Origin of the sequence: Catellatospora coxensis (genome assembly GCF_016862635.1) — a bacterium.
Taxonomy (GTDB): Bacteria; Actinomycetota; Actinomycetes; order Mycobacteriales; family Micromonosporaceae; genus Catellatospora; species Catellatospora coxensis.
Window position 1 is genome coordinate 1 of the sequence record NZ_BONI01000051.1, and the last position, 25,923, is coordinate 25,923.

A 25,923-nucleotide genomic window follows, 5' to 3' on the forward strand; every position below is an offset into this window, starting at 1 on the left:
GACGTTCACGTCGAGCAACTGGAACACCAACCAGAACGTGACCCTGGCCGCGGCCGAGGACTCCGACACCACGAACGGCACCAGGCCGTTCACGGTGGCGTCGTCCGGGCTGACGTCGGTGACGGTCAACGCGACCGAGGCCGACAACGACGGCACCACGACCCAGTCGCTGGTGGTCTCGTCGACCAGCGTCAGCGTGCCCGAGGGCGGCACCTCGAGCTACACGGTGCGCCTGGCCGCGCAGCCGTCGGGCAACGTGACCGTGACCAACACGGCCGGCTCCGGTGACACCAACATCACCGTGTCGTCGGGTGCGAGCCTGACGTTCACCACGAGCAACTGGAACACCGCTCAGACGGTGACCCTGGCCGCGGCCGAGGACTCCGACAGCACCGCCGGCACCCGGCCGATCACGGTCGCCTCCAGCGGCCTGACCTCGGTGACGGTCACCGCGACCGAGGCCGACAACGACGGCGGTCCGGTCGGCCCGCGGGCCGACAACCCGTACGCCAACGCCGGCGTCTACGTGAACCCGCAGTGGCGCTCGAAGGCGCTCGCCGAGCCGGGCGGCAGCCGGATCGCCAACCAGCCCACCGGTGTGTGGTTCGACCGGATCAGCGCGCTGACCGGCAACGGCAGCCCGACCACGGGCACCATGGGCCTGGCCGACCACCTCGACCAGGCGGTCACCCAGGACGCGGCCAACGGCTCCGCGCCGATGGTGATCCAGATCGTCGTCTACAACCTGCCCGGCCGCGACTGCGCCGCACTGGCCTCCAACGGCGAGCTGGGCCCGACCGAGCTGGCCCGGTACAAGTCCGAGTACATCGACGTGATGGCGGGGATCCTGGCCCGCCCGGCGTACGCGAACCTGCGCATCGTCGCGATCATCGAGATCGACTCGCTGCCGAACCTGGTGACCAACGTCGGCGGCCGCGCGACCGCGACCGCGATGTGCGACACCATGCTGGCCAACCGCGGCTACGTCGACGGCGTCGGCTACGCGCTGAACAAGCTCGGCGCGATCCCGAACGTCTACAACTACATCGACGCGGCGCACCACGGCTGGGTCGGCTGGGACGACAACTTCGGGGCGACCGCGAACATGATGTTCACGGCCGCGACCGCGTCCGGCAGCACCGCCGCCAACGTGCACGGCTTCATCACCAACACCGCGAACACCTCGGCGCTGACCGAGCCGTACGTGGGCTCGGTGACCGAGCAGCTGCGCCAGACCACCTGGATCGACTGGAACCGGTACAACGACGAGCTGACCTTCGCGCAGGCGTTCCGGTCCCGGCTCATCCAGTCCGGGTTCTCGTCGAGCATCGGCATGCTGATCGACACCTCCCGCAACGGCTGGGGCAGCTGTGTCCAGACGCCGTGCCAGCCGACGCAGGCCACCCGGCCCACGGCGGCGAGCACGTCGACCGACCCGAACACGTTCGTGAACCAGTCGCGTATCGACCGTCGTATCCACAAGGGCAACTGGTGCAACCAGGCCGGCGCCGGCCTCGGCGAGCGCCCGCGCTCCGCGCCCGCGACGGGCATCGACGCGTACGTCTGGATCAAGCCGCCGGGCGAGTCCGACGGCTCCAGCAGCCTGATCCCGAACGACGAGGGCAAGGGCTTCGACCGGATGTGCGACCCGACGTACACGGGCAACGCCCGTAACGGCAACAGCATGTCCGGCGCGCTGCCCGGCGCCCCCGTGTCGGGGCACTGGTTCTCCGCTCAGTTCCAGCAGCTGATGGCGAACGCGTACCCGCCGTTGAGCTGACCGCTACCGAGCGACGGTCCCGCATCCGCGTGGGTGCTCAGGATCGGGACCGTCCTCGCGCCGGCCGAGGTCCGCCGTTCTGGCTGCCCCGGCCGGCGGGAACCCCGCCGGCCGGGCGCACCGGCGCGGCGGGTCTGTAGGGAGTGCCGCTGGGGCGGAAACTTGGGCCCCGCCGGCAGCGGCACGGCCGCCGGCGTCGTGAGAGCGACGCCGGCGGTCCGCGCTTTTCGCCCCGGTACGCCGCGAATCTTTTTCCGCGAAACCGCGTTTAGCCGCGCACCCGGTGGGGTAACGCCCCCGCTATGGCATGGCAAGAGGTGCCCCCATGGTTCGTGCCCCGCGCCGGCACGCCCATCGCACCACCGCTCCCGGCCGCGTGACGCATGTCCGAACCTGCACCACGCGAGCACGTCGGCTTCCCCTACCGCGGGGTCGCCGAGTACGTCAGCGGCACGCTGGCCTTCATCCACACCGCCCTCGACGCCGGGCACCCGGTGCTGGTCGCCGTGCCCAGCGCGAAGCTGGAGATCCTGCGGGACTGCCTCGGCTCGCACGCCGAGCGGGTGCGTTTCACCGACCTGACCGTCGCCGGCCGCAACCCCGGCCGCATCCTGCCCGGGGTGCTGCTGGCCTTCGCCGACGAGTTCCCCGGCCGCCGCACGGCGATCGTCGCCGAGCCGCTGTGGCCGGGCCGCAGCGCGCTGGAGTATCCGGCCTGCGTCGCGCACGAGGCGATGGTCAACCTCGCGTTCGCCGGGCGCGACGTGGCGCTGCTGTGCCCGTGCGACGCGGCCAATCTGGACCCGCACATGGTCTCCGACGCCCACCGCACCCACCCCGAGCTGCTGCTGCGCGGCGAGCGCCGGCCGAGCCCCGCCTACGGCGACCCGCGCCAGACGGCGGCCTCGCTGCATCCGCCGCTGCCCGCTCCCCCGCCGCACGCGGCGACGATGCGGTACGACGCCGTGCACGACCTGGCCGGGCTGCGCTCCTTCGTGACCGGGCACGCGGCCACCGCCGGGCTGAAGCCGGAACGGCGCGACCTGCTCGCCGACCTGATCGCGGAACTGGCCGCCGGCACCCTCGCCCGCACCGACGGACCCGGCGCGGTGAGCGTCTGGCCCGAACACGACCTCGTGGTGTGCCAGCTGCGCGACCACGGCCAGCTCACCGACCCGCTGGCCGCCCCCGGGGACGCCCTGCTGACCGCCCACCTGCACTGCGACCTGGTACGCGTACACGCCCGCCCCGGCACGACCACCATCCGCCTGCACATGACCGCCCACGAGTGACCCGCCACCCACGCCGCGCCTTTGTCGAAATCGGGCGGGCGGGACGGGCTGGGTGGAGGTCAGGTGGAGGTCAGGCGGAGTCGCGGATGACGAGTTCGGTGGGCAGGACGGTGGCGAACTCGCCGGGCGGGTCCCCCGCGGCGGCCGAGAGCAGGCTCCGCACGCAGGTGGCGCCCATCAGCTCGACCGGCTGGCGCACCGTGGTCAGCGCCGGGCGCACCTGGGCGGCCAGCGCGTGGTCGTCGAACCCGACCACGGCGACGTCGTCGGGGATGCGCCGGCCGGCCTGGCGCAGGTAGCGCACCGCGCCCGCGGCCATCACGTCGGAGGCGGCGAACACCGCGTCGAGCTGCGGCCGCTGTTCGAGCAGCCGCTGCATGGCGTGCGCGGCCGAGGCCTGGCTCCAGTCCCCGTACGCGACGGGCAGGTCGGTCAGCCCCGATGCCTGGAGCGCGTCGCGGTATCCGGCCAGCCGGTCCGCCCCGGGGCCGGTGTCCGGCGGCGCGGCGATGTGCCCGATCGACCGGTACCCCTTGCCCAGCAGGTGCTCGACCGCCGCCCGCGCGCCGCCGCGGTTGTCGGCGTCCACGTAGGGCAGCTGGTAGGGGTGCAGCGGCCGGCCGACCACGGTGATCGGCAGCCCGAGCGCGGCCAGCGAGCCGGACAGCGGCAGCGGGCCGTGATCCGACACGATGATCACTCCGGCCACGTTGCCGGCCCGCAGGTAGCGCCCGACGGTCTCGGCCAGCGTGCCGGACACGTTCGTCACCAGCAGCGGCAGGTCGTAGCGGGCCAGCTCGGTCTCCACCGCGCCCAGGAAGCGGGCGAAGAACGGCTCGGTGAACACCAGCCGGTGCCCGGCGTGCACCACCGCCGCGACGGCCCGCGCCCCGGCGGACGAGCGCCCCCAGGCGGCGCGCCGGCGGCGGTAGCCGAGCCGGCTCGCCGCGTCGCAGACCCGCTGGTACGCCTCGGCGCTGACCTGGCTGGAGTTGTTGAGCACCCGCGAGGCGGTCGCGATGGAGACCCCGGCCGCGCGGGCCACCTCGGCCAGCGTGGCCGGCCCGCCCGAGTGCGGCGTGGAAGCGCTCCCGTCCGTCATTGGTGCACCATAACCCGCAGTTCCGGGCGGCGGTAGGGTTCCCGCGGGCCATCGTCGGCAGTGGCCGGACGCGGCCGGCTCAGCCCGCGTAGACCAGGTCCATCGTGTCGGTGTGCCCGGGCCAGCTCAGGTACAGCCGCCAGCAGCCCGCCTGCGGCAGGTCGATGATGGACGGTCCCGGGCCGCCCGCGACCTCGCGGAGCACCGGCTCGCCCGTGCCCTCCAGCCGCGCCTTGATCGTCAGCGTGCCCGTCTCGTACTTCTCCCGGCCCACCCACAGGATCTTGTTGCTCGCGCCGTCCTTGCGGTCGTAGGTCAGCGGGTGCCCGAACAGCACGGCGGCGATCTCACCCTGCACACCGAGCACGTGCACGGCCCGCGCGTCCCCGCTGAACCCGGCACGCGCCCACTCCGGCAGCGGCCCGTTCTCGACCTTGGTGGCGGAGCAGCCCGGCGCGAGCGAGGGGGCTGCCGGCGACGGGCTCGGCGCGGCGGACGGCGAACTCTGCTCCGTGCACCCGGCGGCGAGCACGGCGCAGGCGGCCAGCACGGCGGCGGAACGCCTCAACAAAACGGTCATGGAAGTCTCCCGGGTCCGGGGCGGCGGTCACCGGGACGAGTCACGACACCCCCGCACGGTTCCGGCACGACTCTGCCCACCTTGACCTCAAGCCCGGTTTAACTGGCAGGCTGTGCCGATGCGTGTGACGAAACGCCTGGTCCCGGTCGCCTACCGGGACGTACTGCGGGTGACCGGGTTCCGCCGGCTGCTGTCCGGCGAGGCCGTCTCCTACCTCGGCGACGGCCTGAGCGTGGTCACCATCTCGCTGCTCGCCATCCGCATCGCCGCCCCGGAGCAGGCGGCGCTGGTCGTCGGCGCGGCCGTCGCCGCGTACACGCTGCCCGCCGCGCTCGGCGCGCTGGCGCTGGCCCCCTGGCTGCGCCGGGTCGACGCCCGCACCCTGGTCACCGCCAACGCGCTGCTGCGGGCCGGCGGGCTGGGCGCGGCCGCCGTGCTGCACCTGCTCGGGCTGCTGTCCCCCGCGGGGTACGTCGCCCTGCTGGCGGTGTCGTCCCTGCTCGTCGCGTGGGGCTCGGCCGGCACCTACACCCTGGTCAGCCGGCTCGTGCCGGACGAGCACCGGCTGCCCGCCAACACCCTGCTCGGCACCAGCCAGACCACCGCCATCATCGTCGGGCCGCCGCTGGCCGGGCTCCTGGTCGCCGCCACCGGCCCCGGCGTCGCCCTCGTCATCGACGCGCTGACCTACCTCGTACTGGCCGCGCAGCTGCGCCGCATCCCCGCCGCGGCCGCGCCCGCCGAGCCCGACGCCGCGGGCACCACCGGCGGCTTCCGCCTGCTGGCCCGGCGGCCCGAGCTGCTCGGCCTGCTCGCCCTCACCGCGGTCTTCTTCTTCCTGTACGGCCCCGTCGAGGTGGCGCTACCGCTGTTCATCGTCGACACGCTGGGCCGCTCGGCGGGTTTCCTCGGCGTCTACTGGGCCGTGTTCGGGGTCGGCGCGCTGCTCGGCGGCCTGCTCGCGGGCGCGCTGCGGCGGGTGGCGCCGTGGCCGTTCACCATCGCGGTCATCGCGGGCTGGGGTGCGGCCCTGCTGCCGTTCGGCTTCACCACCTCGACCTGGATCACCCTGGTCGGGCTGGCCGCCGGCGGGCTCATCTACGGCCCGTTCCCCGCGTTCAACATCACCCTGTTCCAGTCGGCGGCCGGACCCGCCGACCTGCCCGCGGTGCTGGCCGCCCGGGGTTCGATCACCGTGGCGGCGGCCCCGATCGGGGCCGCGTTCGGCGGGCCGCTGGTGCACTGGCTCGGGCCGGGCGGCACGCTGCTGGCCTCGGGCGCGGCCACGGTCGCGCTGGCCGTGGTCGCGGGCGGCCTGCGCCTGGCGGGCACAGCCCGGCGGCGGGCCGTGCCGGTGCCCGCCGCGACCGCCGGCTGACACGGTCCGCCGCTCGGCGCGGGATTTTCCGGGAACAGGCCGTATGCGGCACGGCGACGGATCAGAGTCGAATCATGGAGAACCAAGCCTGGCTGCAGATGCAGCAAGCACTGCGCGACATAGACTTTCCGGCTGATAAGCACGCAATCTTCGCACACGTCATCGAATACACCAGTGACGGCGACGTGCTGAAGCTCGCCCGGACCCTGCCGCCCGAGGTCTACCGGAACATGTCCGAGGTGCGCAGCTCCGTCCGGCTCGACCCGTCGGTCGAGGAGGGCACCACGGTCACGCAGAAGGCGGCGCAGGCGCGCTCGCACAACAAGAAGGTCGCCTCGTACCTGCGCGAGGTCCCGAACACCGAGCTCAGCTGACCGGTGGGGCCGGGACGGGCGAACCCGCCCCGGCCGAGCCGTCATCGGGTGACGTTCACCGTCAGGGTGCCCGTCGCGGGGATGCTCACCGAGGTGGCGGTGGCGAAGTCGGCGCCGCCGTACCAGAAGTCCTCCTCGCTGCCCCAGATCTTGAAGCGCACCTTCTGCGGGCCGAGCACCAGCATCTCGCAGGTCATGGCCGGCCAGGCGCCGCAGCGGCCGCTGGTCTCACCGGTCGCCGCATGGTAGGCCACGAACGCGCCGCTCTGCGGCGAGTTGACCGTGACCTTGGTGCCCTTGAGCAGCTGGATGTCGTACACGACGGTCTTGCCCGCGCGCACCTTGACTTTCGTCGCGCCCGAGCGGCCGCCCGAGTTGCCGCTCCACTGCGGGGCGTGGTCGGCGGCGTAGAAGTGCAGCGGCCACAGGTACGGCCCGAGGAAGTCCACGGTGTAGGCGCCGTCGGCGGCGGCCGGGAAGGTGATGCCGCCGTCGCCGCTGTGGTAGTGGAAGTTGCCGAAGCTGACGTAGGCGTTCTTGGCCGGCGTGCCGTCGGCGGCACGGATCGTGCCCGTGAGCACACCCCGCCGGTCCAGCTTGACGGTCGGCGCGGCGACGGTCTGCCCGGCCACGGCGGTGATGACCGCGGCCAGCGTCTGGGTGCCGGTGCCGCCGTCGGCGGTGACCCACTGCGCGCCGTACGGCGACGTGTCCTGCGTGTACCGCGGCGCGTAGGCGAACAGCTGGTAGGCGCCGGCCCGCAGCCCGTCGATGGACACCTTGCCCTCGCTGTCGCTCCGCGAGCAGCCTTCCCCGAGGTACAGGTCGGTCGGCACGACCGGCTGCACGCAGAAGCCCGCGACGGGCGCTCCGGTGCGCGCGTCGACGACCGTCGTGGTGACCGTCGCGACCGGCGTGAGCGCCACCACCGCCTCGGTGGTGGCCCCGTCGGTGACCGTCACCGTGGCGTGCCCGCCGAGGTAGCCGTCCGCACTCACGAACACGTGCTGCTGGCCGACGGTGACACCGGCGAGCGTGGCCTGACCGTCGGTGCCGCTCGTGTTGACCATTCCGGCCTCGGCGTAGAACGCGGGGATCGGCGCACCGGTCAGCGCGTCGGTGACGGTGAAGTGCACCGTCCCGGTCGGCAGCAGGGTGTCGTCGACCCGGGTGACCGCGTCCGCGGTGACCGCGAACTCGGTCGCGTCAGCGCTGTCGATCTTGCCGTAGGCGTGCTGGCTGAACTGCCGTTCCCAGCTGTGGAACGCGACCGTGTAGTCGTCGCTGACGAACACGTCGTCGATGCGGTAGTCGCCCGCGCCGTCGGTCGTCGCGGAGTAGGACGGACCGGACTGGCTGGACACCTGCACCTGCACGTCGCCGATGCCCGTGCCGTCGCGGTCGGTGAACCGGCCCGCGATCGAGCCGGTGGGCAGCTTCGTGTCGTCCACGGTCACGGTCTGGCCGACGGCCACCGGGTACACGACGGCGCCGTCGTAGCCGATCGCACCGGGGGCGTACTGGTAGACGCCGGACGCGATCTCGAAACTCAGCCGGTAGGAGCCGGGCAGCACCCGCAGCGTGTAGTGGCCGTCGGCATCGGCGTAGCCGCTCGCGCCCTCGCCGTCGGCGCTGTCGGCCCGCACGGAGACGGCCATGCCGTTGCCCGCGCGGTCCCGGAACGTGCCGGTGATGGTGCCGGTCGGCAGCAGCGCGTCGTCGACGGTCGCCTGACCGCCGGCGGGCACCGTGATCAGCGCCGCCGAGGTGTAGTTCACCTGGCCGAACGCATACTGGCCCGGGCGCCCGTCCACATCGAACCGGACCCGGTACGCGCCGGCCGGCAGGTCGGTGAGCTGGTAGTGGCCGCCGGCGTCGGTGCTGGCGTAGCCCCAGCCGTCGCCGTCCACCGCGGTGGCCTGGACGGACGCGCCGTTGACGGGCTGCCCGCCGTCGGTGAGCTGCCCGACGATGCTTCCGGTGTCGGCGGCCTGGGCCGGCGCGGCCAGCCCCAGGGTGCCGATGGCGAGCGCGAGGGCGAGCACGCCCAGTCGTCTCGCTGAGGTTTTCAACATGACGTCCTCGAGGGGTACGCGAAGCGTCGCCGCGATTCGCAGTGATGGAGCCGCCCCGTGATCAAATGCGGCGTATGCGATTGTCCACCATGGACGCATTCCATGCGCGCCCCCCGAACGTCGCCGAGCACCACCCGAACGACCATCCGCGCAGCTCGTAGCACTGCCACCGGCAGCCGATCCCGGCACCCGGCAGACGGGCCGGGTGGCGGCTCGCTACCGTGTTCTGCCGTGCCACCTACGCAGCGCCTGTTCATCGCGGTCTACCCGCCCGCACCGGCGATCACCGACCTGGCCGGGCTGGTCTCCCGCCTGGCCTTCACCCGGCCGCACCCCGCCGGCCTGTCGCTGCGGCCCGTGCCGCCCGAGCAGTGGCACGTCACCGTGGCCTTCCTCGGCGAGCTCGACCCCGCCCAGCTCGACGCGACGATCGCGGCGATGCGCGCTACCGCCGCGGCGACCCCGCGCGCCCCGCGGCTGCGCCTGTCCGGCGGCGGCCGCTTCCCGAACGGGCGGGCGGCGGCGATCTGGGCGGGACTGCACGGCGACCTCGACGACCTGCACGAACTCGCGGGCCGGCTGCGCGGGGCGCTGGCCGACGCGCGCGTGCCCTTCGACCCGCGCCCCTACCAACCGCACCTGACCCTGGCCCGGCCCGGCGACCGGCTCGGCCCCGACGAGCTGCGCGAGGTCCTGGAGCAGCTCGGCGCGTACGCCGGACCGGCCTGGGACACCCCCGCTCTCGTGCTCATGCGCAGCGACCACCCGGTGAGCAACCACTACACCGAGGTCTTCAGCGCACCCCTGCCCGCCTGACCCGAGGAGACCCGCATGGAACGCGACATCCGCACCATCGACGACGTGCTGCGGCTCATGGACACCCTGTTCGCGCCGGAGGCCGACCGGTGGACCGCCGGCGGCGGCGCGACCTGGTGGGACGGCTTCTACGCGGACCGCTCCCGCGAGGTGCCGTTCTTCGTCGCGAAGCCGGACGAGAATCTGGCCTCGTACCTGGATCGGGGCCTGCTCAAGCCCGGCCGCGCCCTCGACCTGGGCTGCGGGCCCGGCCGCAACGCCGTGCACCTGGCCGCGCTGGGATTCGAGGTCGACGCGGTCGACCTGTCCCCCGCCGCGATCGCGTGGGCGCAGGAGCGCGCCCGGGAGGCCGCGGTGGACGTGCGCTTCCTGTGCGGCGACGCCTTCGCGCTGGACCTGACCGGCCCGTACGACCTGATCTACGACTCGGGCTGCTTCCACCACCTGCCGCCGCACCGCCGCATCAGCTACCTGCGGCTGCTCGACCGGGCGCTGGCACCGGGCGGGCACTTCGGCCTGAGCTGCTTCGCCGACGGCGGTATGGGTTCCGAGGAGTCCGACATGGACCTGTATCGGCACGGGCGGCTGCACGGCGGCCTCGCGTACACCCCGGAGTCGCTGCGCGGGATCTTCGCCGACCTGATCGAGGTCGAGTTGCGCCGCATGCACGACGAGCCGGCGGATTCCGCGCTGTTCGGCGAGCCGTTCCTGTGGACCGCCCTGTTCCGTCGCGAGGTCCAGCACGTCTGACCTGGCGAACACTGCGGGCCGGGACCGAATCGGTCCCGGCCCGCAGTGCTGGCGACCCGCTACTTGATGAGCTTCCAGGGGCTGCCGGAGCCGGTGCCGGGCGCCTGGTTGCGGGTGTACCACTTGGCCTCGTAGACGTGGCCCTGGTACGACACCCGGTCGCCGGCGTGGTACACCGTCGTGGGCGTCCAGGCGGCCGGGCTGCCGTCGGGTGACGGCGGGGCCTGCTCCTCCCAGGGACCGTTCGGGTCACCGGGAGCCTGATTGCGGGTGTACCAGCGGGCGCGGAACTTCTTGTCCTGGTGGACGACGACGTCGCCGCCGTTGAAGATCCGCGACGCGGTCCAGATCGCGACGCCGTCCTCGGTCATGGCGAGTTCCTGCCACGGACCCTTCGGGTCGCCCGGCTTCTGGTTCTGCGCGTACCAGGAGGCCAGGTAGACCCTGCCCTGGTAGGAGACACGATCGCCCTCCTTGTACGCCTTCGACGCGACCCAGGCGGACGGCAGGTTCACCGTCACCGTCCCGCCGCCCTGGGCGGGTTCGAGCTGGTCGCTGCCCGCGTAGGACGCGGTCAGCGGGTGGCTGCCCGCGGCGAGGCCCACGGGCAGGGTGAACGTCGCGGTGCCGTCGGTCGTGTCGACCGAGCCGCGCACCTTGTCGCCCTCGCGCAGCTCGACGGTGCCCGCCACGGGCAGGCCGCCCGCGGCGACCTTGACCGTCACCTTCGCCGCCGTGCCCCAGTCCGTCGCGGTCGAGGTCACCGTCACGGCCGGCTTGCCCTTGCCGGTGCGGAACACGGCCGGCTGTGCCACGGCCACGCCGTCGTCGGCGCTGCGCGCCGTGACGATCCAGGCGTACGACGTCACGGGCTTGAGCCCCGGCCAGGTCACCGTGGCGGTGCCGTTGGCGGCCACTTCGTCGGAGCCGATGACACCCGTCGGCACGTACACGGCCAGGGAGTCGGTGGAGAACGACGTCTTGCGGCTGGTCAGGTCGACGGGCAGGGTCAGGTTGTCCTCCGCGCCGTTGTAGCGCGGCTTGGTCTGGCTGCCGTCGGCGCGGATGTCGAACTCGGTCGCCCCGAAGGTGTCGAGGAACGGCGAGTACGTGTCGATGTGCATCTCGGCGTTCTTGACGTCGAACTGCATCAGCCGCAGGAAGCTCGCCCCGAACTGGAGCCGGTCGGCGGCCTTGTGGTCGGTGACCCCGTCGCCGTTGAGGTCGATGTTGCCGCCGGCGTCGACCTTGTCGGGCCACAGGTCGCTCGCGGGCACCGTGTAGAACTGGTAGTCCGCGAGCAGCTCGACGACGTCGTGCGACACCGTCACGCCGACCTTCGACTTCAGGTTGATGCCCACGCCGTGCTCGTGGCCGGCGAGGATCAGGAACACGTTCGGGTTGTTCTCGACGACACCCTTGTACAGGGCGGAGCCGTCCGGGTCGGAGAACGCCGCCCCGCGGCCGTCGGGGTTGACGGACGGCTTGAGGTAGTCGTGCGACAGCAGGATCCCGTTGCGGTCCTTGTACCGCTTGAAGATCGAGTCAGCCCAGCGGGCCTCGGCCGGGGTGACGCCGTACGACAGGCCGACCGCGACGAAGTCCAGGCCACCCGCGCTGAACAGCACGTAGTTGTTCTGGTTGTCCTTACCCGGGGTGACCGTGCCGTCGGCGTTCACGACCTCGTCCCACGCGTGGTACGACGCGCCCGCCGGCCACGACTTCGCCACCCCGTAGTAGCGGTCGGCGCTGAACGTCCGGCTGAACCGGGAACCCGGCCCGGTCTCGGCGCCGAGCTGGTTGTCGTGGTTGCCGGCGATGACCTGGTTGACGACCCTGCCGTCGTCCAGGATCCTCTGGTACTCCGACGAGACCGCGAACTCCTTCTCCACCTGCTCGTGCAGGCCCGGCCGCACCAGCGAGCCGTCCGGATTCCTCGCGAGCGGGTCGTAGTAGTCGTTCTCGATGACGTCGCCGGTGTGCGCCGAGTACGCGATCTTGCGGGTGGCCGCGTTGTCCGCGATCCACTGCGTCTGCGCCCGGTACGCCGCCTGCCAGATCGCCTGCTCCGCCGCCGCCATCACGTCCGACGGCTCGGTCTTGCCGTCCCAGTCGTCATACGTGCCGCCCGCCGCACCCTCGGTGATGTACTGCGTGTCGGTGAAATGCGAGATCGCGAAGTCGTACGTGCCCGGCTGCTCGAAGTGGTTCTTGTCGGCGGCCGCGGACGCGTCGCGCGGCGACAGGTCGTCGGCGAACGGGTCCTCACCGGTGACCAGCACGTGCACGGTCGTGCCGTCCCGGTAGCCGGCGGCCAGCGGCGCGGTCAGCACCGTGCTGCGCCCGACCTGCCCGCGCGAGCTGGTGAGCACCGTCCACTGCCCGGCCGCCTTGTCCCACACCCGCAGCGCCACCAGGCGCTTCGGGTCGATGGTGCCCTCCCACCGCAGCGTCGGCGACGCGGCGGTCTCGGCAAGCGTCAGGTCGTAGCGCTGGAACACCACGTCCCGGCCGGACGGCGTGTCGACCGTCTGCCCGTCGAGCGGCCGCAGCGACTCGACCTTGACGTTCGTGTCGTGCGCGACGTCGAGAGTGGTCGGCACCGCCAGCGCCTCGCCCTGGTAACCCGAGGTCGGCGTCACCACGTCGGCCTTGGTGAACGTGGCCGTCAGCGGCACGCCCTCCTCGCCGGGGATCCGCGCCGACAGCCGCGCCGACGGCGCGTTCGGGTCCGACACCGTCGAAGTCAGCTCGGTCGGGACGTCCGGGATGCTCGCGCTGGTGAAGCGGATCTCCCGCGTGCCGGTGTTGCCGAGCGTGTCGGTCGCGGTGACCGCGATCGTGTGCGCCCCGGCCGGCAGGCCGTGGCCGATCTGGTCACCCTGCTGCACCGGCTTGCCGTCCAGCGTCATCACCGGCGTGCCCACGACGCCCGAGGCGTCCTTGACCTTGACGTTCAGCGCCACGGTCGCGACGAGCTTCTGCCCCTGCGCCGGCACGCTGCCGTCGATCTCCGGCGCGGTGTTGTCGACGGTGAACCGCCGGGTGGCGGTCTTGCCGCCGACCACGGCCGTGATGGTGTGCGCCCCGTCGGCGAGCTTCGTCGTGTCGACGTCGGCCCGCGTGCCGAGCACCGGCAGCGCCGCGCCGTCCGCCGCGGTGACGTCGAACAGCAGCGCCTTGACCAGCGCGCTGTTGAAGCTGCTGCCGCAGGTGCCGTCGCCCATGTGCACGGTCACCGGCGAACCCGCCGGGTAGCTCGCCGACCCGATGGTCACCGTGGTCTGCGCGAGCTGCCTGGTCAGCTGCGTCGCCTTCGCGCCCGCCGGGCGCAGCTCGAAGTCGCGCAGCGTGAAGTCGTCGAAGTTGTCGCAGCCGCCGGGCTTGGCGCTGCCGTGGTCGCTGCCCGCGACGAACTCCAGCACGTTGACGCCCGGCACCAGCCACTCGTTCGGGAACGCGACGTCCGCGGTCTCCTTCTCCCACACCCCGAGGTCCAGCGGGATGCCGTTGATCAGGACCTTGTTGTCGTACCCGTTGTCGGTGCCGTTGCCGCCGATGAACATCCGCAGATGCGCGTCGCCGCCGCTGCCGAGCGTGCCGACGGCGCGGGCCGTCGGCGCGCCCGCGATGTCGAAGTGGAACTCGGCATCCTTGTTCGGGCCGCAGGTCCCGTCACCGAGCGCGAGCGAGGCCGCCGTCGTCTCGGCCTTCGTCTCGGTCGTGCCCGTCGTCGTCACCAGGTACGTCGTGCCCGCCGTCACGGTGCCCGGCAGGCTCAGCGCCAGCTTCGCCGAAGCCAGGGTGACCTTGAAGTCGTCGTGGTTGGCGCAGGTCGCACTGTTGGCCGTGCCGTTGTAGTCACCGGTCCGGACCTGGACCACGTTGTCACCGGAGCGCAGGAACCGGGTCGGGAAGCGCAGGCCGACGTCCTCCGCGCCCAGCGCGCCGTAGTCGCCGCCGAGGTCGACCCGGTTGCCGTTCACCAGCACGAAGTTGTGGTACTTCGCCTCGGCCGAGTTGCCCGCCTCGACGGTGAACCCGAACGTCGCGGTCCCTGACGCGAGCGTCTCCGCGTTCGCGGCCGGGGCGCCGTCGATCGCCAGCGACTCCACCGCGTCACCGCTGCCGGTCGGCAGCGCCGCGATGACCAGCTGCGTACCGCGCGCGAGCGCGCCGTCGGCCGGCGTCACCTTCGCCGCCCCCGCCGGGGCGTTGTTGACCTCGACGGTGACGCTGGTCCGCGCCCCCGACTCCGTCGTCGCGGCGACCGTGTGCGAGCCGTTGGACAGCTTCGTGGTGTCCAGGTCGGCCCGCAGACCGGCGGTGCTGCCCGGCTCGCCGGAGACGACGAACGTCAGCGGCTGGCTCAGCAGGCGCTTCGAGCTGCCGCAGGTGCCGTCGCCGAAGCTGTAGCTGAACGCGTTCTGCTCGCCGTCGGCCACCACCCCGAGCAGGCCCAGGCCGATGCTGCTCAGCGCGAAGTCGTCATAGTTCGGGCAGCGCAGGCCCTCCCCGTACGGCAGCGTCTCCACGCCGACCGCGGTGGCGTTCGTGGTGTCGACCCAGTTCGCGCCCGCCTTGACGGTGACCGTGTTGGCGCCCGCCTGCAGCCACGAGCCCGGGAACTCCAGCGTGCCGCGCGTGCCGCCGACGACGTCAGGAAAGAAGATCCGCTCGGCGTCCGCGGTGTGCCCGTTGACGACGACGTAGTTGTGGTAGCGGGCCTCGGTGCCGTTGCCGCCCATGTCGAAGCTGAGGCGCGCGGTGCCCGCGGTCTTGCCCGCGTCGACCGTCACGCCGTCGACGGTGATCGAGACGACCGAGTCGTCCTCCACGGTCGGCCCCGCGTTGACCGGCACGGTGCCTTCGAGGGTCTGGCCCGCCCGCAGGTCGAGGGTCGGTCCGTTGCCCGACGCCGCGGCCGGCGAACCGTCCGCGGCGACCGAGACGATCGCGGTGCCCGCACCGGCGACCAGCGCCAGCGCGAGCACCGGCCCGAGTATGCGCGGGTGCAGCCGTTGCAGGCGTAAACGGTGGATCATGAGGGGTGTCTCCTTAGCTGACATTCGTGAGCTGCACCGCTGCGACAGCGGTGACACCGGCGCCGAACAACGTGATGCCGGCGGCGGCGAGAACAGGGGCCACCCGGGTGGCCAGGCGCAGGACACCGCTCGACCGGGCTCCGCGTACGACGACGGACCCGCCCGCGATGGCCAGCAGGCCGACGCCGAACAGCACCACGGCCATCCCGACGCCGAACGTCATCACCAGCAGCAGCGCGAACCCGGGCCGCCCGATGAACAGCCCGGTCACCAGCACGAGGAACGCGGCCGGAGACGGGGTCAGCCCACCGGACACCCCGAGCAGCACCAACCCGGGCCGCCTGCCGGGGCCATGGTCATGGGCGGTGGCGTGAGCCTCCGGGTGACCGGAGCTGTGAGCAGGATCGGAGCCATGGTCGTGCGCATGACCGGCTTCGGAACCGTGGTCGTGCGCGTGGTCGTGGCCATCGCCGTGCGGATGACTGTGGCCGTGCGAATGACTGTGGCCGTGTGAGTGACTGTGGCCGCGAAGGTGACGCCGTGCCAGGGCGAGGCCGGTGGCCAGGACGAGCAGGCCCGCGAGCAGTTGCAGCCAGCCGGTCAGCTCCTCCATCCGCATCACGTCCGAGAGGGAGAGGAACGTCCAGGCCAGGCCGATGACGAGCACGGAGACGGTGTGCATGACGGCGACCGAACCGCCGAGCCAGGCGGCGTCGCGGATCCGGCCGCGCGACCCGATGAGGTACGCCGCCGCGAGGCTCTTGCCGTGCCCCGGGCCGACCGCGTGCGCCGCGCCCGCGACGAACGCGAGCCCGAACGCCAGCGGCGGCACCCCCGGCGAGTGGATGACGCTCTGCAGCTGGTCGGCCAGCGACGCGGCAGGCATGAAGGCGGTCATTGGGCGACCCGCTGCCGGCGACGACCCGCCCTGCGCCACAGCACCACCACGGCGACGGCGATGAGCAGCACGCCGCCGACCACGGCGGAGATCTGGACGGCGGCGCTGCGCCCCAGGTCCGGAGCCGCCTGCGGCGGTGCGTTGCCGAGCACCCAGTCGTGGGTGGGCTGATCTGACGCGTACACCGCCCGCGCGCCCTCCGGCCCGGTGGCCAGCGTGCGGTACGCGGGGTTGAGGTCGGTCAGGGTCCGCACCCCGACCGCGACGACGCCGACCGGCCCCGGGCACGTGTAGTCGATGGTCACACCGGTCCGCGCCAGGTCGCCCGGTGGCGCGACGACCCCGCCGCACCCCTGGCCGCCGCTGGTCACCGTGATCTGCTTCAGCAGGTACGCGGCGAACTCGGCGGACGGGCCGATCGCGGCCGCGTCCGAGTCCTGGTAGAAGACAGCGCCGTCGAGCATGACCCGGTCCTGCGGCAGCAGGCCGAGGGCGACCCCGAGCAGGGTCAGGTCGTCCACACCGCCGACCTTCCAGCGGACGTGTACGACCTCGGGGCGCTCGGCGTCGGGCGCGATGGCGACGGTCTGCGGATCGCCGAACGGATGGGCCTGCGCCGGGGTGGCGGTGGCGAGCAGAGCCGCGGCGACCGTCAGCAGTACGAAGGCGGTCGTCGCGCCGCGGCGCGGCCGATGTGCGTGTGTGGACAAGGACGAAGCTCCGGATCCCTTGGTGCCGGTGCGCGCCAGGGGCGCGACCAGCCGGGAACTCTGCCGAGCGTTCGAGAACTCACCGCGTGGGCACGATGATCAGCAAGGGACGACCGTGTGAACAGTCAGTTGATCCGGAGTCCGCGGATGGCCACGGATCGCAGCGACGCGGACCGAAGGGGATTCGAACCCCCGGTGGGGCATGGCACGCCGGCGGCCCCACGCGCCTTCGAATCGCCCGTGCGTGCCCGGCATCCGACTCTGAGCGCTGCGATAACCCGGCTCTGCCACCGGTCCAGCCGCAGTATGGCCCGACAACGCCACCCGCGCAGCCCGGTTGTCTCACACGCCGTTGACGGCGGCTCACCTGCAGCGCGGGGTCCACATCGTACGCACGGACTGACCATCGCTGATCAGGTGAGAAGCTCCGCGGCCAGTGCCGGGTTGGCGATGTCGACCGCCATGGCGCGGGCCCGGACCAGATGTCGCGCGCCTTCGACCCGGCTGCGATGGATCAGCGCCCGGACGGTGAGTTCACGCATGGTTCCGGCGCCGGCGATGCGCTCCAGTTCGTCGAGCAGGTCGGCGCCTTCTCGGGTGCCGAGAGTGAGGCGGGCGGCCAGCTCGATGAGCCGGGCGCGCGGCCACAGATACCAGGGCGCCGCGGCGAGGCCGGTGCGGCACCAGGTCAGCGCGTCGCGCTTCTCGTGCAGCGCGAGGACCGCCTGCGCGTGGGCGACGACGGCGACCCAGCACTGGTCGCCGGACTCGACGGTCTGCACCCAGGCGTAGTCGAGCAGTTCACGCGCCGTCGGGCCGTCGCCCAGGGCCACCGCCGCCTCGGCCCGCAGCGCCTGCGGGAAGGGGGTGAACGCGGTCCAGCGGTCGGCGCGGATGTGGTGCAGCGCCTCGTCGAGGACCAGGGCCGCCTGGGAAGCCTCGCCCCGCAGCAGCCGCACCCGCCCAATCATGGCCTGCGACCAGGCGAGCTGTCGCCGGTTGCCGCACCGGCGAGCCGTGTCCACGGACGCGCCGAGGGCGTCGAGGGCTTCGTCGTACGCGCCGGCGTCGCTGAGGTTCATGCCGCGTACGCCCAGGATCCGCGCGTTCTCGGCCTCGGTCGGGCCCCAGCCTTCGGCCTGGCCGAGCCAGTGCTCAACCTCGACGCGATGTCCTGCCTGGACGGCGAGGAAGGCCAGCTCCCGGCACGCCGCGGCGCCGATGGCGGCGTCGCCGCCGCGTCGGGCGTGCACGAGTGCCTGGTGCAGCAGCGTGGTGACGTCGCCGCCGCGGCCGCCGTCGGCGTGGATGAGCGCGGAGGCCAGGGCGAGCCGGGCCCGGCCGGACAGCTGCTCATCGGTGTCCGCGACGCCCGCGACGGCCCGGCGCAGCTGGCTGAGCCCGGCCGCCACGGTGCCCGCGGACAGGGACGCGTCGGCGAGGTCGAGCAGCGACCGGACGGCGGCGCCACTGGCTGCGGGCTCGGCAGGAGCACGCACGGCAGCGGCGGCGACGGCCGGGGGCAGCCCGGCTCCCAGCTCGCGGCGATACAGGTCGGCGCACCGGGCGAGATGCGCGTTCGCCCCCGCCTGGTCCCCGGCCCGTGTCAGGCCGGCGACCAGGACCGCGTGCAGCTCGTCGTTGAGCCGATCGCTTTCGAGCGCCCGCACCGCGACGCGGGCCGCCTCCTCGGGCCGCCCGCCGGTCAGCAGCTCGACCGACCGGCGGTAGGCCAGCGCCCGGCAGTCCGCGACGAGCCGCTGCCGCTCGACGCCGAGCCACGTGTCGAAGGCGGGCGAGTCGTCGAAGCTGAGGCCTTCGAGCAGCTCGCCCTGGAGTACGCCGGTCGTGCGGGCCAGGCCCATGACGTCGATGGACACGTCGGGTTCGGCGGTGAAGGTCAGCGGATCGCGGCCGACCGCCACCCGCCCGCCGAGCGCACGGCGCATCTCGGCCAGGTTCCACCGCAGGGCGCCACGCGGATCGTCGGCGCGCTCGAAGAGCATCGACACCAGCCGCTGCCGGCTCGGCGGGCGCTCGGCCAGCGCCAGGAACGCCAGCAGCCCCCACGCCTTGTGACCGCGGGGGCCGGCGACCGCCAGCCCGTCCCTGGCGATCCCCGGCGGCCCCAGCAGGCGTACCACAGTGGTCATGAACTGCCCGGTCCCGCCGCCGGAGCCCGGCCGAAGGTCACCGCCGCCAGCACCGCCTCCGGCGTGCCGGCGCGCAGCTGCCAGTCCGGAACCGCCCCCAGCGCGTCGTTGACGGACGAGAACGCCACCCGCAGCGCGACATACGCCGTGATCGCCAGGATCTGCGCCTCGCTGAAACCCGCCTCGCGCAGCGGCTCCACGTCCGCGGCGGTGGTGGCGTTCGGATCGGCGGCGGCTCGCCGCGCCCAGCGGGACAGCGCCCGCTCCCGGTCGTCCAGCAGGCTGTCGTCGCCGCTGAGGACCCCGGCGCTCAGCTGCGCGGACGCCGCCGTCGCCAGCTTGCCGCCCCAGGCCAGCGAGCAGTACGAGTCACCCAGCGTCGACGCGGCGGCGGTGACCAGGATGCCGCGGTCGCGGATGCTCAGGCCGGCGGTCCGGGAGACCCGGCCGAGGGCCTTGAACAGCAGCTCCAGCGCCTCGGTGTCGTGAGCCCACAGCCGCGTGGCATTCATGACGTACCCTAACTCGGCGCTGTCGTCCGCGTAGGACGCGGCGGCCGCGGGCGTCAGTTCCACCGGCTCGGCGAGGAACGACGAACCGGTCCCGGCCGGCGCGGGAGCCCGGCCGATGAACCCGACGAGGTTGATCTCCGCGCGCAACGGCAGCCCGTCCCGGGCGTGCTCGGCCGCCAGCTGCGCCGCATCGTGCAGAAAGCGCTCCTCGCCGATGGCCTGGATCGCCTCGTACCCCGGCCCGGTGCAGGCGACAGCCCGCGCGTACGACTCGGGATCGGCGAACTCCCACACGAACGGCACCACGACCCGCCTGACCGCCTCGAACCCGTGCTCGGTCAGCAGCCGCTCACCGACATCGGGCTTGCCCAGGCTGTTCATCGCCGCCTGGTGGGCGACCTGCGACGCCTGCGCCCACAGCAGCGGCCGGAGCGCCCACGCCCCGGGCGAGGCCTTCACGTGGCCCCAGACCGTGAGCCCCAGCAGCCCGCCCGGCCGCAGCACCCGCCGCACCTCGTCGAGCACCTCCGGGGTGGTGCCCCAGATCCCGCGGAAGCTGGTCACCACGTCGAAGGCGTGGTCGGCCCAGGGCAGCGCCCGCATGTCGCCGACCCTCAGGTCGGCCTCGGGGCTGCGGTCGCGGGCGACGGCGACCAGCCGTGCGGACGCGTCGATGCCGGCCGCCGTCGCTCCCCGGGCGGCGGCGAGCTCGACGGCCAGCCCGGCGCCGCAGGCGACGTCGAGCAGGCGGGTGCCGCCGCCGACCTTGAGGTGCTGGTGCATCGCGACGTACTCGCGGATGTTCTGCGGCTCGTGCAGGGTCGCGGCGTCGGCGGCCTTGCGGCCCCAGCCCGCGTCCGGCAGCCTCCACTGCGGCTGCCCGTCGCCCGGGGCGCCGATGTCCGACCCGCTTGTTGGCACTGCCACGGCACTCATCGCCACACTCCGCCTCGTTCGATCCCGTCAGCGGGATCCACGATCGAGCGACACCGTGTGACGGAACGTGTGACGCGGACGGGGTTGTCGTGCACATGCCAAAACGCCCGGCGTCGTGCCGACGTGACCGGCTCCCCACCCCAGCGGGATTGAATAGAGGAACCGGGCAAGGCGATCCATCGAGCCGTTGCCCGGTCCCTCCGACCTGACCGGCCATGGGAGATGCGGCCAGGAGTCGTTCGCTCAGGTGCTCAGCCGCTGCGTGTACGGCCGCACCAGCGAGTACGTCGGCAGCAGGATCGTGTATCCGCACACCCAGCATTGGCAGGCCAGACCGTGCAGCGGCTTGGTGGCCGGCACGGCTGTGGGCGCGCCGGCCGTCGCGTCACGGCGTCGCCGTAGACGCAATTTCAGCAATCTCACGTTTCCCCCTCGCCTTGCCTTCACGTTGTGTAGATCGCCCGCCGACTCCGCCATCGGAAGGAAGGTCGCGGCGCATTCTCGGCACCGTGCCGAATTCGGATCTTGCAGTACGGACCTGACATTCGGCACGAATACGCGTATGTTTACTTTGGACACTACGAGCGAACCATGGCTTACGGCCTGTGGGCAGGTAATCAATGGCTCCGCTCCAGTGAAAGCCGTGAAAGATCACCGAAGGCGGGAACCTCATGGGACAGCCACGCACCCCCAATGCCAGGCTCGCCGCAGCGATCACCGAAGCGAGGTGGTCGCACGGCCAGGTGGCGGCCGTGTTCGTGCGTGTGGCGTCCGAGGCCGGGGCACATGACTTCCTCGCCGTCGGGCGCTCTCACGTGTCCAAGTGGGTCGCCGGCTACCACCCCTCGGGGCAAGCGCCTGAGCTGCTGGCCGAGACGTTCTCGCGTCGATTGGGCCGGATCGTCAGCGTTGACGACCTCGGCCTCACACCATCGGCCGAACTCGCCGACCGTTCGATGCTCGGCTGGGATGCCGATACGCTGATGGCGTTGAATGAAGTGGGGAAGGCGGACGTGGACGAAAATCGCAGGCGCGTCCTGGGGACTGCGGCCTTCTCGCTGGCCGGGCTTGCGCTGCCTCCTGAACAGTGGTGGCCCGCCATGGCCGAACGGGGCACGAGCCGCGCACGCCCCGGTGCCCGGACCATCGGCCGAGCCGACCTGGAGATGGTCAGGGAAACGGCCCAGGTCTTCTCGAAGCTCGACCAGCGGCGCGGCGGCGGTCACGCCCGCGCGGCCGTGGTGACCTACCTACGCACCGAGGTCGCGGGCCTGCTCGCCGGGAAGTACGCCGACGAGAGAGTCCGCCGCGCGGTCTTCTCCACCGCTGGAGAGCTGGCATACCTCGCCGGGTGGATGGCGTTCGACAACGCCGAGCACGCCACCGCTCAGCACTACTTCAGTGTGGCGCTCAAGCTCGCCGCCGAAGCCGACGATCCCCCGTTGGCCGGGCACATCATCCGCGCGATGGCTCACCAGGCGATCGACCTCGGGCACCTCCAACAAGGCCTGCGCCTCGCCGAGGCGTCCATGGAGGGTCCGAGATACACGGAGGCCAGCCCGCGTGAGCGCTCGCTGCTCGGCGTCGTCTACGCACGCGGGCTGTCCTCCACCGGGAACAAGCAGGCAGCTGCGGCGGCCCTACTACGTGCTGAGGGCGACCTTGCCGCCGCCTCATCGGACGACGACGAACCGTCACGCGTGTTCTTCTTCGGCGAAGCGAGCCTCGCCCATGAAACCGCATGCGCGCTCCGTGATACCGGTGACCTGGCCGGATCCGTCCGGGAGTTCCGCCGCAGCGTCCGGACCCGCAAGGCCGCCACGTTCACACGTACCCATGCCGTGACGCTGGGCTACCTGGGTGCGGTCCAGGCCCGGCAGGGCGCCATCGACGAGGCGTGCGCGACGTGGTCACGAGCACTGGACGCCATGGAAGGTGTTCACTCCGCTCGTGCGCGTCAGACCGTGGTGGAGATGCGACGGGCGTTGTCGCCCTTCCGGAGGCGCACCAACAGCACTACCAGCGAGGTCGACTCCAGGGCTGCGGCCTACCTTGCAGCAGCCGCGTAGCGGAAGGGAAGGTCATGCAGGAGCAGCCGTTTGAGGTGGTGCCGGTCGCGTATGTCGTCGGTGGCCGGACCGAGCCCACCGATGATTACTGGGGCGGCACCCGTTCGATCATCCGAATCGACGCCAACCGTTTCGGCCCTGACTCGACCAAGAGCCTGGAGGACTTCTCGCACCTTGAGGTCGTGTTCCGGTTCCATCTGACCGACGTGACGGACCTCAACCCTGGCGCTCGACGCCCCCGCGATAACGCCGTGTGGCCCGAGGTGGGTATCTTTGGCCACCGCAACATGAGGCGGCTGAACTGGCTGGGCGTCTCGCGCTGTCGACTGGCTAAGGTCGACGGGCTAGATCTGCACGTGGAGGATCTTGACGCCGTCGACGGTACGCCGATCCTCGACATCAAGCCCTGGTTCATCGAATTCGGCCCTCGGGGAGAGGTCCACCAGGCTGACTGGACGACGGAGATGCTGAGCGACTACTTCGCGCCGCGCCACCGCTAACGATCAAGGCCATAATCGCCTGGTCTCGGAACAACCACACGGTTCTAGAACACGACTGGAACAGCCCTAACGGCTCGGACGTGTCACTGCTGGTACAAGCAGACGGTCCGATCCCGACGTGCGGATTAAGAGGGCTCCCTACCAGTCACGGTCGGACGCCCTGGCCTCGGACCGGCTCGCTGAGCGGGGATGCTGACTGCGCTGGTTTGCGGTCAGTTGGGGTCGCATGGGGGTCAGACCTCGACTCGATCGCCGTCCCGCCCTTTGGAGGGACAGGTCACCCAGGAGTGGGCAAGGTGGAGCCCCAGCCGCAGAAGTCTCACGTTGTAAGCGGGGCAGCCGTGGCAGCGGCTCCCGTCCTTGACCCCCAGGCAACGATCTTGGTCTAACATGCACGACAATCACCACGCTTCACCTGCGGATATCGTTCGCGAAGGTCCCAGCGGAGATGCTGCCGTGCGTTGTTGTTGACACTCAGTTTGACACCCAGAACTTGCGCCGGGTTGATCTTCAGCTCGCAGGCGTCAAGTCTGCTGCACCGCCAGACTCCGTCAAGTCCAGTTCAATGGTTGAAGATTTTTTTTAAACCCTCACGCGTCGTCCATGCCGCGACGAGGACGGATGCAACGACCGCCGTGGCGAGGAAGCCGAACTGGAAGCCGCGCGCCACCCCGCCGATGCCAATCGCGGCTTTCGCGGCCTCGTTCACGCCGTTAAGGGTCACGAAATACACGGCGGACCAAGGCGCCCACCGCGCCACTTGATCGCAACTCCGCTTCCGCCCCATCCTGGCCATCATCACGAGGGTACGGAACAGAGTCAATGTCACCTTGACGGCGGTCATCGGTTCGCCTGCCCTGTGGCCGCCCTCGGTCTAACCTAAGCGCATGAACCTCCTGGTCCCGATCGTGGTGCAAGGCGGACCGCAGGACGGCAAGACCGTCCAAGTGGACGCTGCAGCACTCGATGAGCCTTCAGTCATTGTTGATGAATCGGCGTACGAAGTCGCTCGCGACAACACGGGAAAACCCGTCGCGCTTGTCTGGCGGGACTCTGGTTCCCACCAGCATCTATAAGTCTGTTCTCCACAGTGTCTGGTGGAGGCTCTCCTCGGCAGGGCAGGCTTCAGACCGTCCCGAGGTTCTCGGTCGGTCTCTGACCACCAGCGCCGCGCGGGGCGTCATGCGATCTGCCGCAGGTCATCGCCGTAGTCGAAGATGATGCGCATGCGCGCGGGCATAGCGGCTGAGGGTTGCCACCTCGTTGACGTCGAGGTCACCGTTCTCGATCTGGCTCACCCGGGCCGGGGGTGACGTTCATCAGGCGAGCCACGTCGCGTTGGGTCAGCCCGAGCCGGCGACGCTCCTCGGCAAGGTGATACGCGTGCGTCCAAGCGAGGGTGCGGGCGCGCTCGGTCTCCAGCGCGGCGTCGTCGCCATCGTGCAGCTCAGCTCGCACGTCTTCCCAGTCGTGGAAGTCGGTCACAGCATCTGCCTCCTCTTCTGCTCGAACTCAAGCCACGCTTGGTAACCAGTCTCAGCCCTGGTAATCGCTTGCTGGTACCAGCCCTCCCAGTTCCGGCTTGTTCCCGGCGACCAGCAGGACCGCCTGGAACCACGGGTCGAAGACGAACAGGATGCGAATCGACACGTCGCGCCCTGATCTCGGCCGGAGTTCCTTGAGGTTGGCCAGGAGGAGCCTTTGAGCGTGTCGACGAGCGGTCTGCCGAGCGCCGGTCCCGTCTAGGCCAGCATGTCGATCGCGAGGTTGACGCTGCAATAGAAATCGGGATCGTCCTTGCGCAACTCCCGCAGCCACTCACGCATGGTCCCGGCGTGGGCGCTGGGACCACCCTCCATCACCTCGGTAACCTCGCCGCCAGCAGGCGGCCCAGCGAAGGAGCAGATCCTGAATCCGCGCGTGTCATGGCAAGACCTTCCCGCCGACCTACGTCGCCTGATCGAGGCCGAGGCGGGGGTCTTCGTCGGCGCCGAGCAGGTCGGCACCGGGCACAACTGCCTGCTCGGCATGGTCATGCATACGACGCACGACCGCTTCTTCCTCAAGGGCGTCCCCGCCGACCACAAGCGGGCCGTCTGGACCCAGAGCAACGAGGCAGCTATCAACCCCCACATCCGGCACGTGTCGGCACCACTCGCCTTCCACGTGGCCGCCGACGGCTGGGACGTGCTCGGCTTCCGATACCTCGACGCTCAACACGCCGACCTGAGCCCCGGCTCATTGGACCTGCCGAAGATCACAGCGAGCCTGCGGGACCTCACCGCCACCCCCGCCCCTGACGGGCTCATGCTGCGCACCGCCGAAGACCGCTGGCGCGACTACGCAGGCGACCACGCGCACCTGCTCGCTGGGACGACCGTCGCGCACACGGATCTGCACCGCCACAACATCCTGATCGACGACGCCGCAAAGTTCATCGACTGGGCGTGGCCGACCCTCGCCGCACCCTGGTTCGACACCGCCTGCGTGGGACTACAGCTCATCCACGCAGGCCACACGCCTAAGGAAGCCGAGCTGTGGTGCCAGGACTCCCCCGCCTTCGCCGATGCCTCCGAGCTGGCGGTGACGACCTTCGTCAGCGCCGCCCACGGCCTGTGGGCGGAAATTGCCACCGCTGATCCCCAACCGTGGAAGATCGAAGTCGCTTGGGCCGCGCGTACCTGGGCGGAGTACCGGAACGGGTAGCGGCCGACCAGCTGCGCATCTCACGCCGAATCGGCCTAGTTAGCAGTCGTCCCGGACTCCGCTTGGACCGATCACGGCTCAACCATCCCCGGAATGCCAGAAGCCCCGTCTGACTAGGTCAGACGGGGCTTTCGCTGTGCGCCGCCAGGGACTCGAACCCCGAACCCGCGGATTAAGAGTCCGCTGCTCTGCCAGTTGAGCTAGCGGCGCTCGTTGGCAACGGAGAGAACCTTAGCATGACGATCCG

The 25,923-nt window shown here is 71.5% G+C and carries 22 protein-coding genes and 2 tRNA genes; 10 read left to right on the forward strand and 14 right to left on the reverse strand.

What is annotated here, in order from left to right; genetic code table 11:
- Window positions 1-43: 43 nt before the first annotated feature.
- Window positions 44-1,780: a glycoside hydrolase family 6 protein gene (locus tag Cco03nite_RS26700; RefSeq protein ID WP_373314331.1), complete on the forward strand. Its 1,737-nt coding sequence runs from the start codon at window positions 44-46 to the stop codon at window positions 1,778-1,780.
- Between the two features lie 383 nt (window positions 1,781-2,163).
- A complete protein-coding gene (locus Cco03nite_RS26705; protein WP_203694972.1) occupies window positions 2,164-3,072 on the forward strand; it encodes an anti-sigma factor RsbA family regulatory protein in 909 nt (302 codons plus the stop codon).
- Window positions 3,073-3,142: 70 nt separating this feature from the next.
- Here Cco03nite_RS26705 and Cco03nite_RS26710 read toward each other — a convergent pair whose 3' ends face one another.
- Window positions 3,143-4,174: a LacI family DNA-binding transcriptional regulator gene (locus Cco03nite_RS26710; RefSeq protein ID WP_203694973.1), complete on the reverse strand. Its 1,032-nt coding sequence runs from the start codon at window positions 4,172-4,174 to the stop codon at window positions 3,143-3,145.
- Between the two features lie 79 nt (window positions 4,175-4,253).
- Window positions 4,254-4,754 (reverse strand): hypothetical protein, encoded by a 501-nt coding sequence (locus tag Cco03nite_RS26715; protein ID WP_203694974.1) that lies wholly within the window; start codon window positions 4,752-4,754, stop codon window positions 4,254-4,256.
- A 118-nt stretch (window positions 4,755-4,872) separates the two neighbouring features.
- Between Cco03nite_RS26715 and Cco03nite_RS26720 the strand changes: the two genes are divergently transcribed.
- Together Cco03nite_RS26720 and Cco03nite_RS26725 are read left to right on the forward strand one after the other, a co-directional pair.
- Window positions 4,873-6,132 (forward strand): MFS transporter, encoded by a 1,260-nt coding sequence (locus tag Cco03nite_RS26720; protein WP_203694975.1) that lies wholly within the window; start codon window positions 4,873-4,875, stop codon window positions 6,130-6,132.
- Window positions 6,133-6,206: 74 nt separating this feature from the next.
- A complete protein-coding gene (locus tag Cco03nite_RS26725) occupies window positions 6,207-6,506 on the forward strand; it encodes a DUF2795 domain-containing protein (protein ID WP_203694976.1) in 300 nt (99 codons plus the stop codon).
- A 41-nt stretch (window positions 6,507-6,547) separates the two neighbouring features.
- Here the strand turns inward: Cco03nite_RS26725 and Cco03nite_RS26730 are convergent, their stop codons facing one another.
- Window positions 6,548-8,581, reverse strand: a complete 2,034-nt coding sequence (locus Cco03nite_RS26730) for a carboxypeptidase-like regulatory domain-containing protein (RefSeq protein WP_203694977.1) — start codon at window positions 8,579-8,581, stop codon at window positions 6,548-6,550.
- A gap of 231 nt (window positions 8,582-8,812) precedes the next feature.
- Between Cco03nite_RS26730 and thpR the strand changes: the two genes are divergently transcribed.
- Window positions 8,813-9,397 carry an RNA 2',3'-cyclic phosphodiesterase gene (gene thpR, locus Cco03nite_RS26735; RefSeq protein WP_203694978.1) on the forward strand — a complete coding sequence of 195 codons (585 nt, stop codon included), beginning with the start codon at window positions 8,813-8,815 and terminating at the stop codon, window positions 9,395-9,397.
- 15 nt (window positions 9,398-9,412) lie between these two features.
- A complete protein-coding gene (locus tag Cco03nite_RS26740; protein WP_203694979.1) occupies window positions 9,413-10,147 on the forward strand; it encodes an SAM-dependent methyltransferase in 735 nt (244 codons plus the stop codon).
- Between the two features lie 59 nt (window positions 10,148-10,206).
- Here Cco03nite_RS26740 and Cco03nite_RS26745 read toward each other — a convergent pair whose 3' ends face one another.
- The 7 genes from Cco03nite_RS26745 to Cco03nite_RS26775 form a co-directional block, all read right to left on the reverse strand.
- Complete coding sequence (locus Cco03nite_RS26745) at window positions 10,207-15,192, reverse strand: carbohydrate-binding protein (protein WP_203694980.1); 4,986 nt, start codon at window positions 15,190-15,192, stop codon at window positions 10,207-10,209.
- Window positions 15,193-15,205: 13 nt separating this feature from the next.
- A complete protein-coding gene (locus Cco03nite_RS26750) occupies window positions 15,206-16,078 on the reverse strand; it encodes a HoxN/HupN/NixA family nickel/cobalt transporter (RefSeq protein ID WP_203694981.1) in 873 nt (290 codons plus the stop codon).
- An 8-nt stretch (window positions 16,079-16,086) separates the two neighbouring features.
- Window positions 16,087-16,800, reverse strand: a complete 714-nt coding sequence (locus tag Cco03nite_RS26755) for a hypothetical protein (RefSeq protein WP_203694982.1) — start codon at window positions 16,798-16,800, stop codon at window positions 16,087-16,089.
- 169 nt (window positions 16,801-16,969) lie between these two features.
- Window positions 16,970-17,097: transfer RNA gene (locus Cco03nite_RS26760), tRNA-OTHER, on the reverse strand.
- Between the two features lie 116 nt (window positions 17,098-17,213).
- Window positions 17,214-18,953: an AfsR/SARP family transcriptional regulator gene (locus tag Cco03nite_RS26765; protein ID WP_203694983.1), complete on the reverse strand. Its 1,740-nt coding sequence runs from the start codon at window positions 18,951-18,953 to the stop codon at window positions 17,214-17,216.
- A complete protein-coding gene (locus Cco03nite_RS26770) occupies window positions 18,950-20,392 on the reverse strand; it encodes a methyltransferase domain-containing protein (protein ID WP_203694984.1) in 1,443 nt (480 codons plus the stop codon). Before Cco03nite_RS26770 ends, Cco03nite_RS26765 begins: the two co-directional genes overlap by 4 nt.
- Before the next feature lie 252 nt (window positions 20,393-20,644).
- Window positions 20,645-20,824: a hypothetical protein gene (locus Cco03nite_RS26775; RefSeq protein WP_203694985.1), complete on the reverse strand. Its 180-nt coding sequence runs from the start codon at window positions 20,822-20,824 to the stop codon at window positions 20,645-20,647.
- Between the two features lie 248 nt (window positions 20,825-21,072).
- On the opposite strand from Cco03nite_RS26775, the gene Cco03nite_RS26780 reads away from it, so the two are divergent.
- Entirely contained in the window at window positions 21,073-22,470 is a 1,398-nt protein-coding gene (locus tag Cco03nite_RS26780) for an NsdA family TPR-like regulatory protein (RefSeq protein ID WP_203694986.1), read from the forward strand.
- A 14-nt stretch (window positions 22,471-22,484) separates the two neighbouring features.
- A complete protein-coding gene (locus tag Cco03nite_RS26785) occupies window positions 22,485-22,970 on the forward strand; it encodes an SAM-dependent methyltransferase (RefSeq protein ID WP_203694987.1) in 486 nt (161 codons plus the stop codon).
- 562 nt (window positions 22,971-23,532) lie between these two features.
- Here the strand turns inward: Cco03nite_RS26785 and Cco03nite_RS26790 are convergent.
- Window positions 23,533-23,814: a hypothetical protein gene (locus Cco03nite_RS26790; RefSeq protein ID WP_203694988.1), complete on the reverse strand. Its 282-nt coding sequence runs from the start codon at window positions 23,812-23,814 to the stop codon at window positions 23,533-23,535.
- A 43-nt stretch (window positions 23,815-23,857) separates the two neighbouring features.
- Here Cco03nite_RS26790 and Cco03nite_RS26795 point away from each other — a divergent pair, with 43 nt between their 5' ends.
- Window positions 23,858-24,046 carry a hypothetical protein gene (locus Cco03nite_RS26795; protein WP_203694989.1) on the forward strand — a complete coding sequence of 63 codons (189 nt, stop codon included), beginning with the start codon at window positions 23,858-23,860 and terminating at the stop codon, window positions 24,044-24,046.
- A 199-nt stretch (window positions 24,047-24,245) separates the two neighbouring features.
- On the opposite strand, the gene Cco03nite_RS26800 is transcribed toward Cco03nite_RS26795, so the two are convergent.
- Window positions 24,246-24,455, reverse strand: coding sequence for a helix-turn-helix domain-containing protein (locus Cco03nite_RS26800; protein WP_239167687.1), 210 nt, complete (start codon window positions 24,453-24,455; stop codon window positions 24,246-24,248).
- A gap of 51 nt (window positions 24,456-24,506) precedes the next feature.
- Window positions 24,507-24,749 carry a type II toxin-antitoxin system RelE/ParE family toxin gene (locus Cco03nite_RS26805; protein WP_239167691.1) on the reverse strand — a complete coding sequence of 81 codons (243 nt, stop codon included), beginning with the start codon at window positions 24,747-24,749 and terminating at the stop codon, window positions 24,507-24,509.
- Between the two features lie 141 nt (window positions 24,750-24,890).
- Here Cco03nite_RS26805 and Cco03nite_RS26810 point away from each other — a divergent pair, with 141 nt between their 5' ends.
- Complete coding sequence (locus Cco03nite_RS26810) at window positions 24,891-25,676, forward strand: hypothetical protein (RefSeq protein WP_203694990.1); 786 nt, start codon at window positions 24,891-24,893, stop codon at window positions 25,674-25,676.
- Between the two features lie 137 nt (window positions 25,677-25,813).
- On the opposite strand, the gene Cco03nite_RS26815 is transcribed toward Cco03nite_RS26810, so the two are convergent.
- Window positions 25,814-25,886, reverse strand: a tRNA-Lys gene (locus tag Cco03nite_RS26815).
- Window positions 25,887-25,923: the final 37 nt, after the last annotated feature.

Bases quoted from the DNA above. Each gene is read 5' to 3' on its own strand.
- Cco03nite_RS26710 (WP_203694973.1), bottom strand. From the start codon at position 4,174: ATGACGGACGGGAGCGCTTCCACGCCGCACTCGGGCGGGCCGGCCACG.
- Cco03nite_RS26715 (WP_203694974.1), bottom strand. From the start codon at position 4,754: ATGACCGTTTTGTTGAGGCGTTCCGCCGCCGTGCTGGCCGCCTGCGCC.
- Cco03nite_RS26720 (WP_203694975.1), top strand. From the start codon at position 4,873: ATGCGTGTGACGAAACGCCTGGTCCCGGTCGCCTACCGGGACGTACTG.
- Cco03nite_RS26740 (WP_203694979.1), top strand. From the start codon at position 9,413: ATGGAACGCGACATCCGCACCATCGACGACGTGCTGCGGCTCATGGAC.
- Cco03nite_RS26730 (WP_203694977.1), bottom strand. From the start codon at position 8,581: ATGTTGAAAACCTCAGCGAGACGACTGGGCGTGCTCGCCCTCGCGCTC.
- Cco03nite_RS26765 (WP_203694983.1), bottom strand. From the start codon at position 18,953: ATGACCACTGTGGTACGCCTGCTGGGGCCGCCGGGGATCGCCAGGGAC.
- Cco03nite_RS26790 (WP_203694988.1), bottom strand. From the start codon at position 23,814: ATGACCGCCGTCAAGGTGACATTGACTCTGTTCCGTACCCTCGTGATG.
- Cco03nite_RS26795 (WP_203694989.1), top strand. From the start codon at position 23,858: ATGAACCTCCTGGTCCCGATCGTGGTGCAAGGCGGACCGCAGGACGGC.
- Cco03nite_RS26750 (WP_203694981.1), bottom strand. From the start codon at position 16,078: ATGCCTGCCGCGTCGCTGGCCGACCAGCTGCAGAGCGTCATCCACTCG.
- Cco03nite_RS26725 (WP_203694976.1), top strand. From the start codon at position 6,207: ATGGAGAACCAAGCCTGGCTGCAGATGCAGCAAGCACTGCGCGACATA.
- Cco03nite_RS26705 (WP_203694972.1), top strand. From the start codon at position 2,164: ATGTCCGAACCTGCACCACGCGAGCACGTCGGCTTCCCCTACCGCGGG.
- Cco03nite_RS26780 (WP_203694986.1), top strand. From the start codon at position 21,073: ATGGGACAGCCACGCACCCCCAATGCCAGGCTCGCCGCAGCGATCACC.
- Cco03nite_RS26785 (WP_203694987.1), top strand. From the start codon at position 22,485: ATGCAGGAGCAGCCGTTTGAGGTGGTGCCGGTCGCGTATGTCGTCGGT.
- Cco03nite_RS26745 (WP_203694980.1), bottom strand. From the start codon at position 15,192: ATGATCCACCGTTTACGCCTGCAACGGCTGCACCCGCGCATACTCGGG.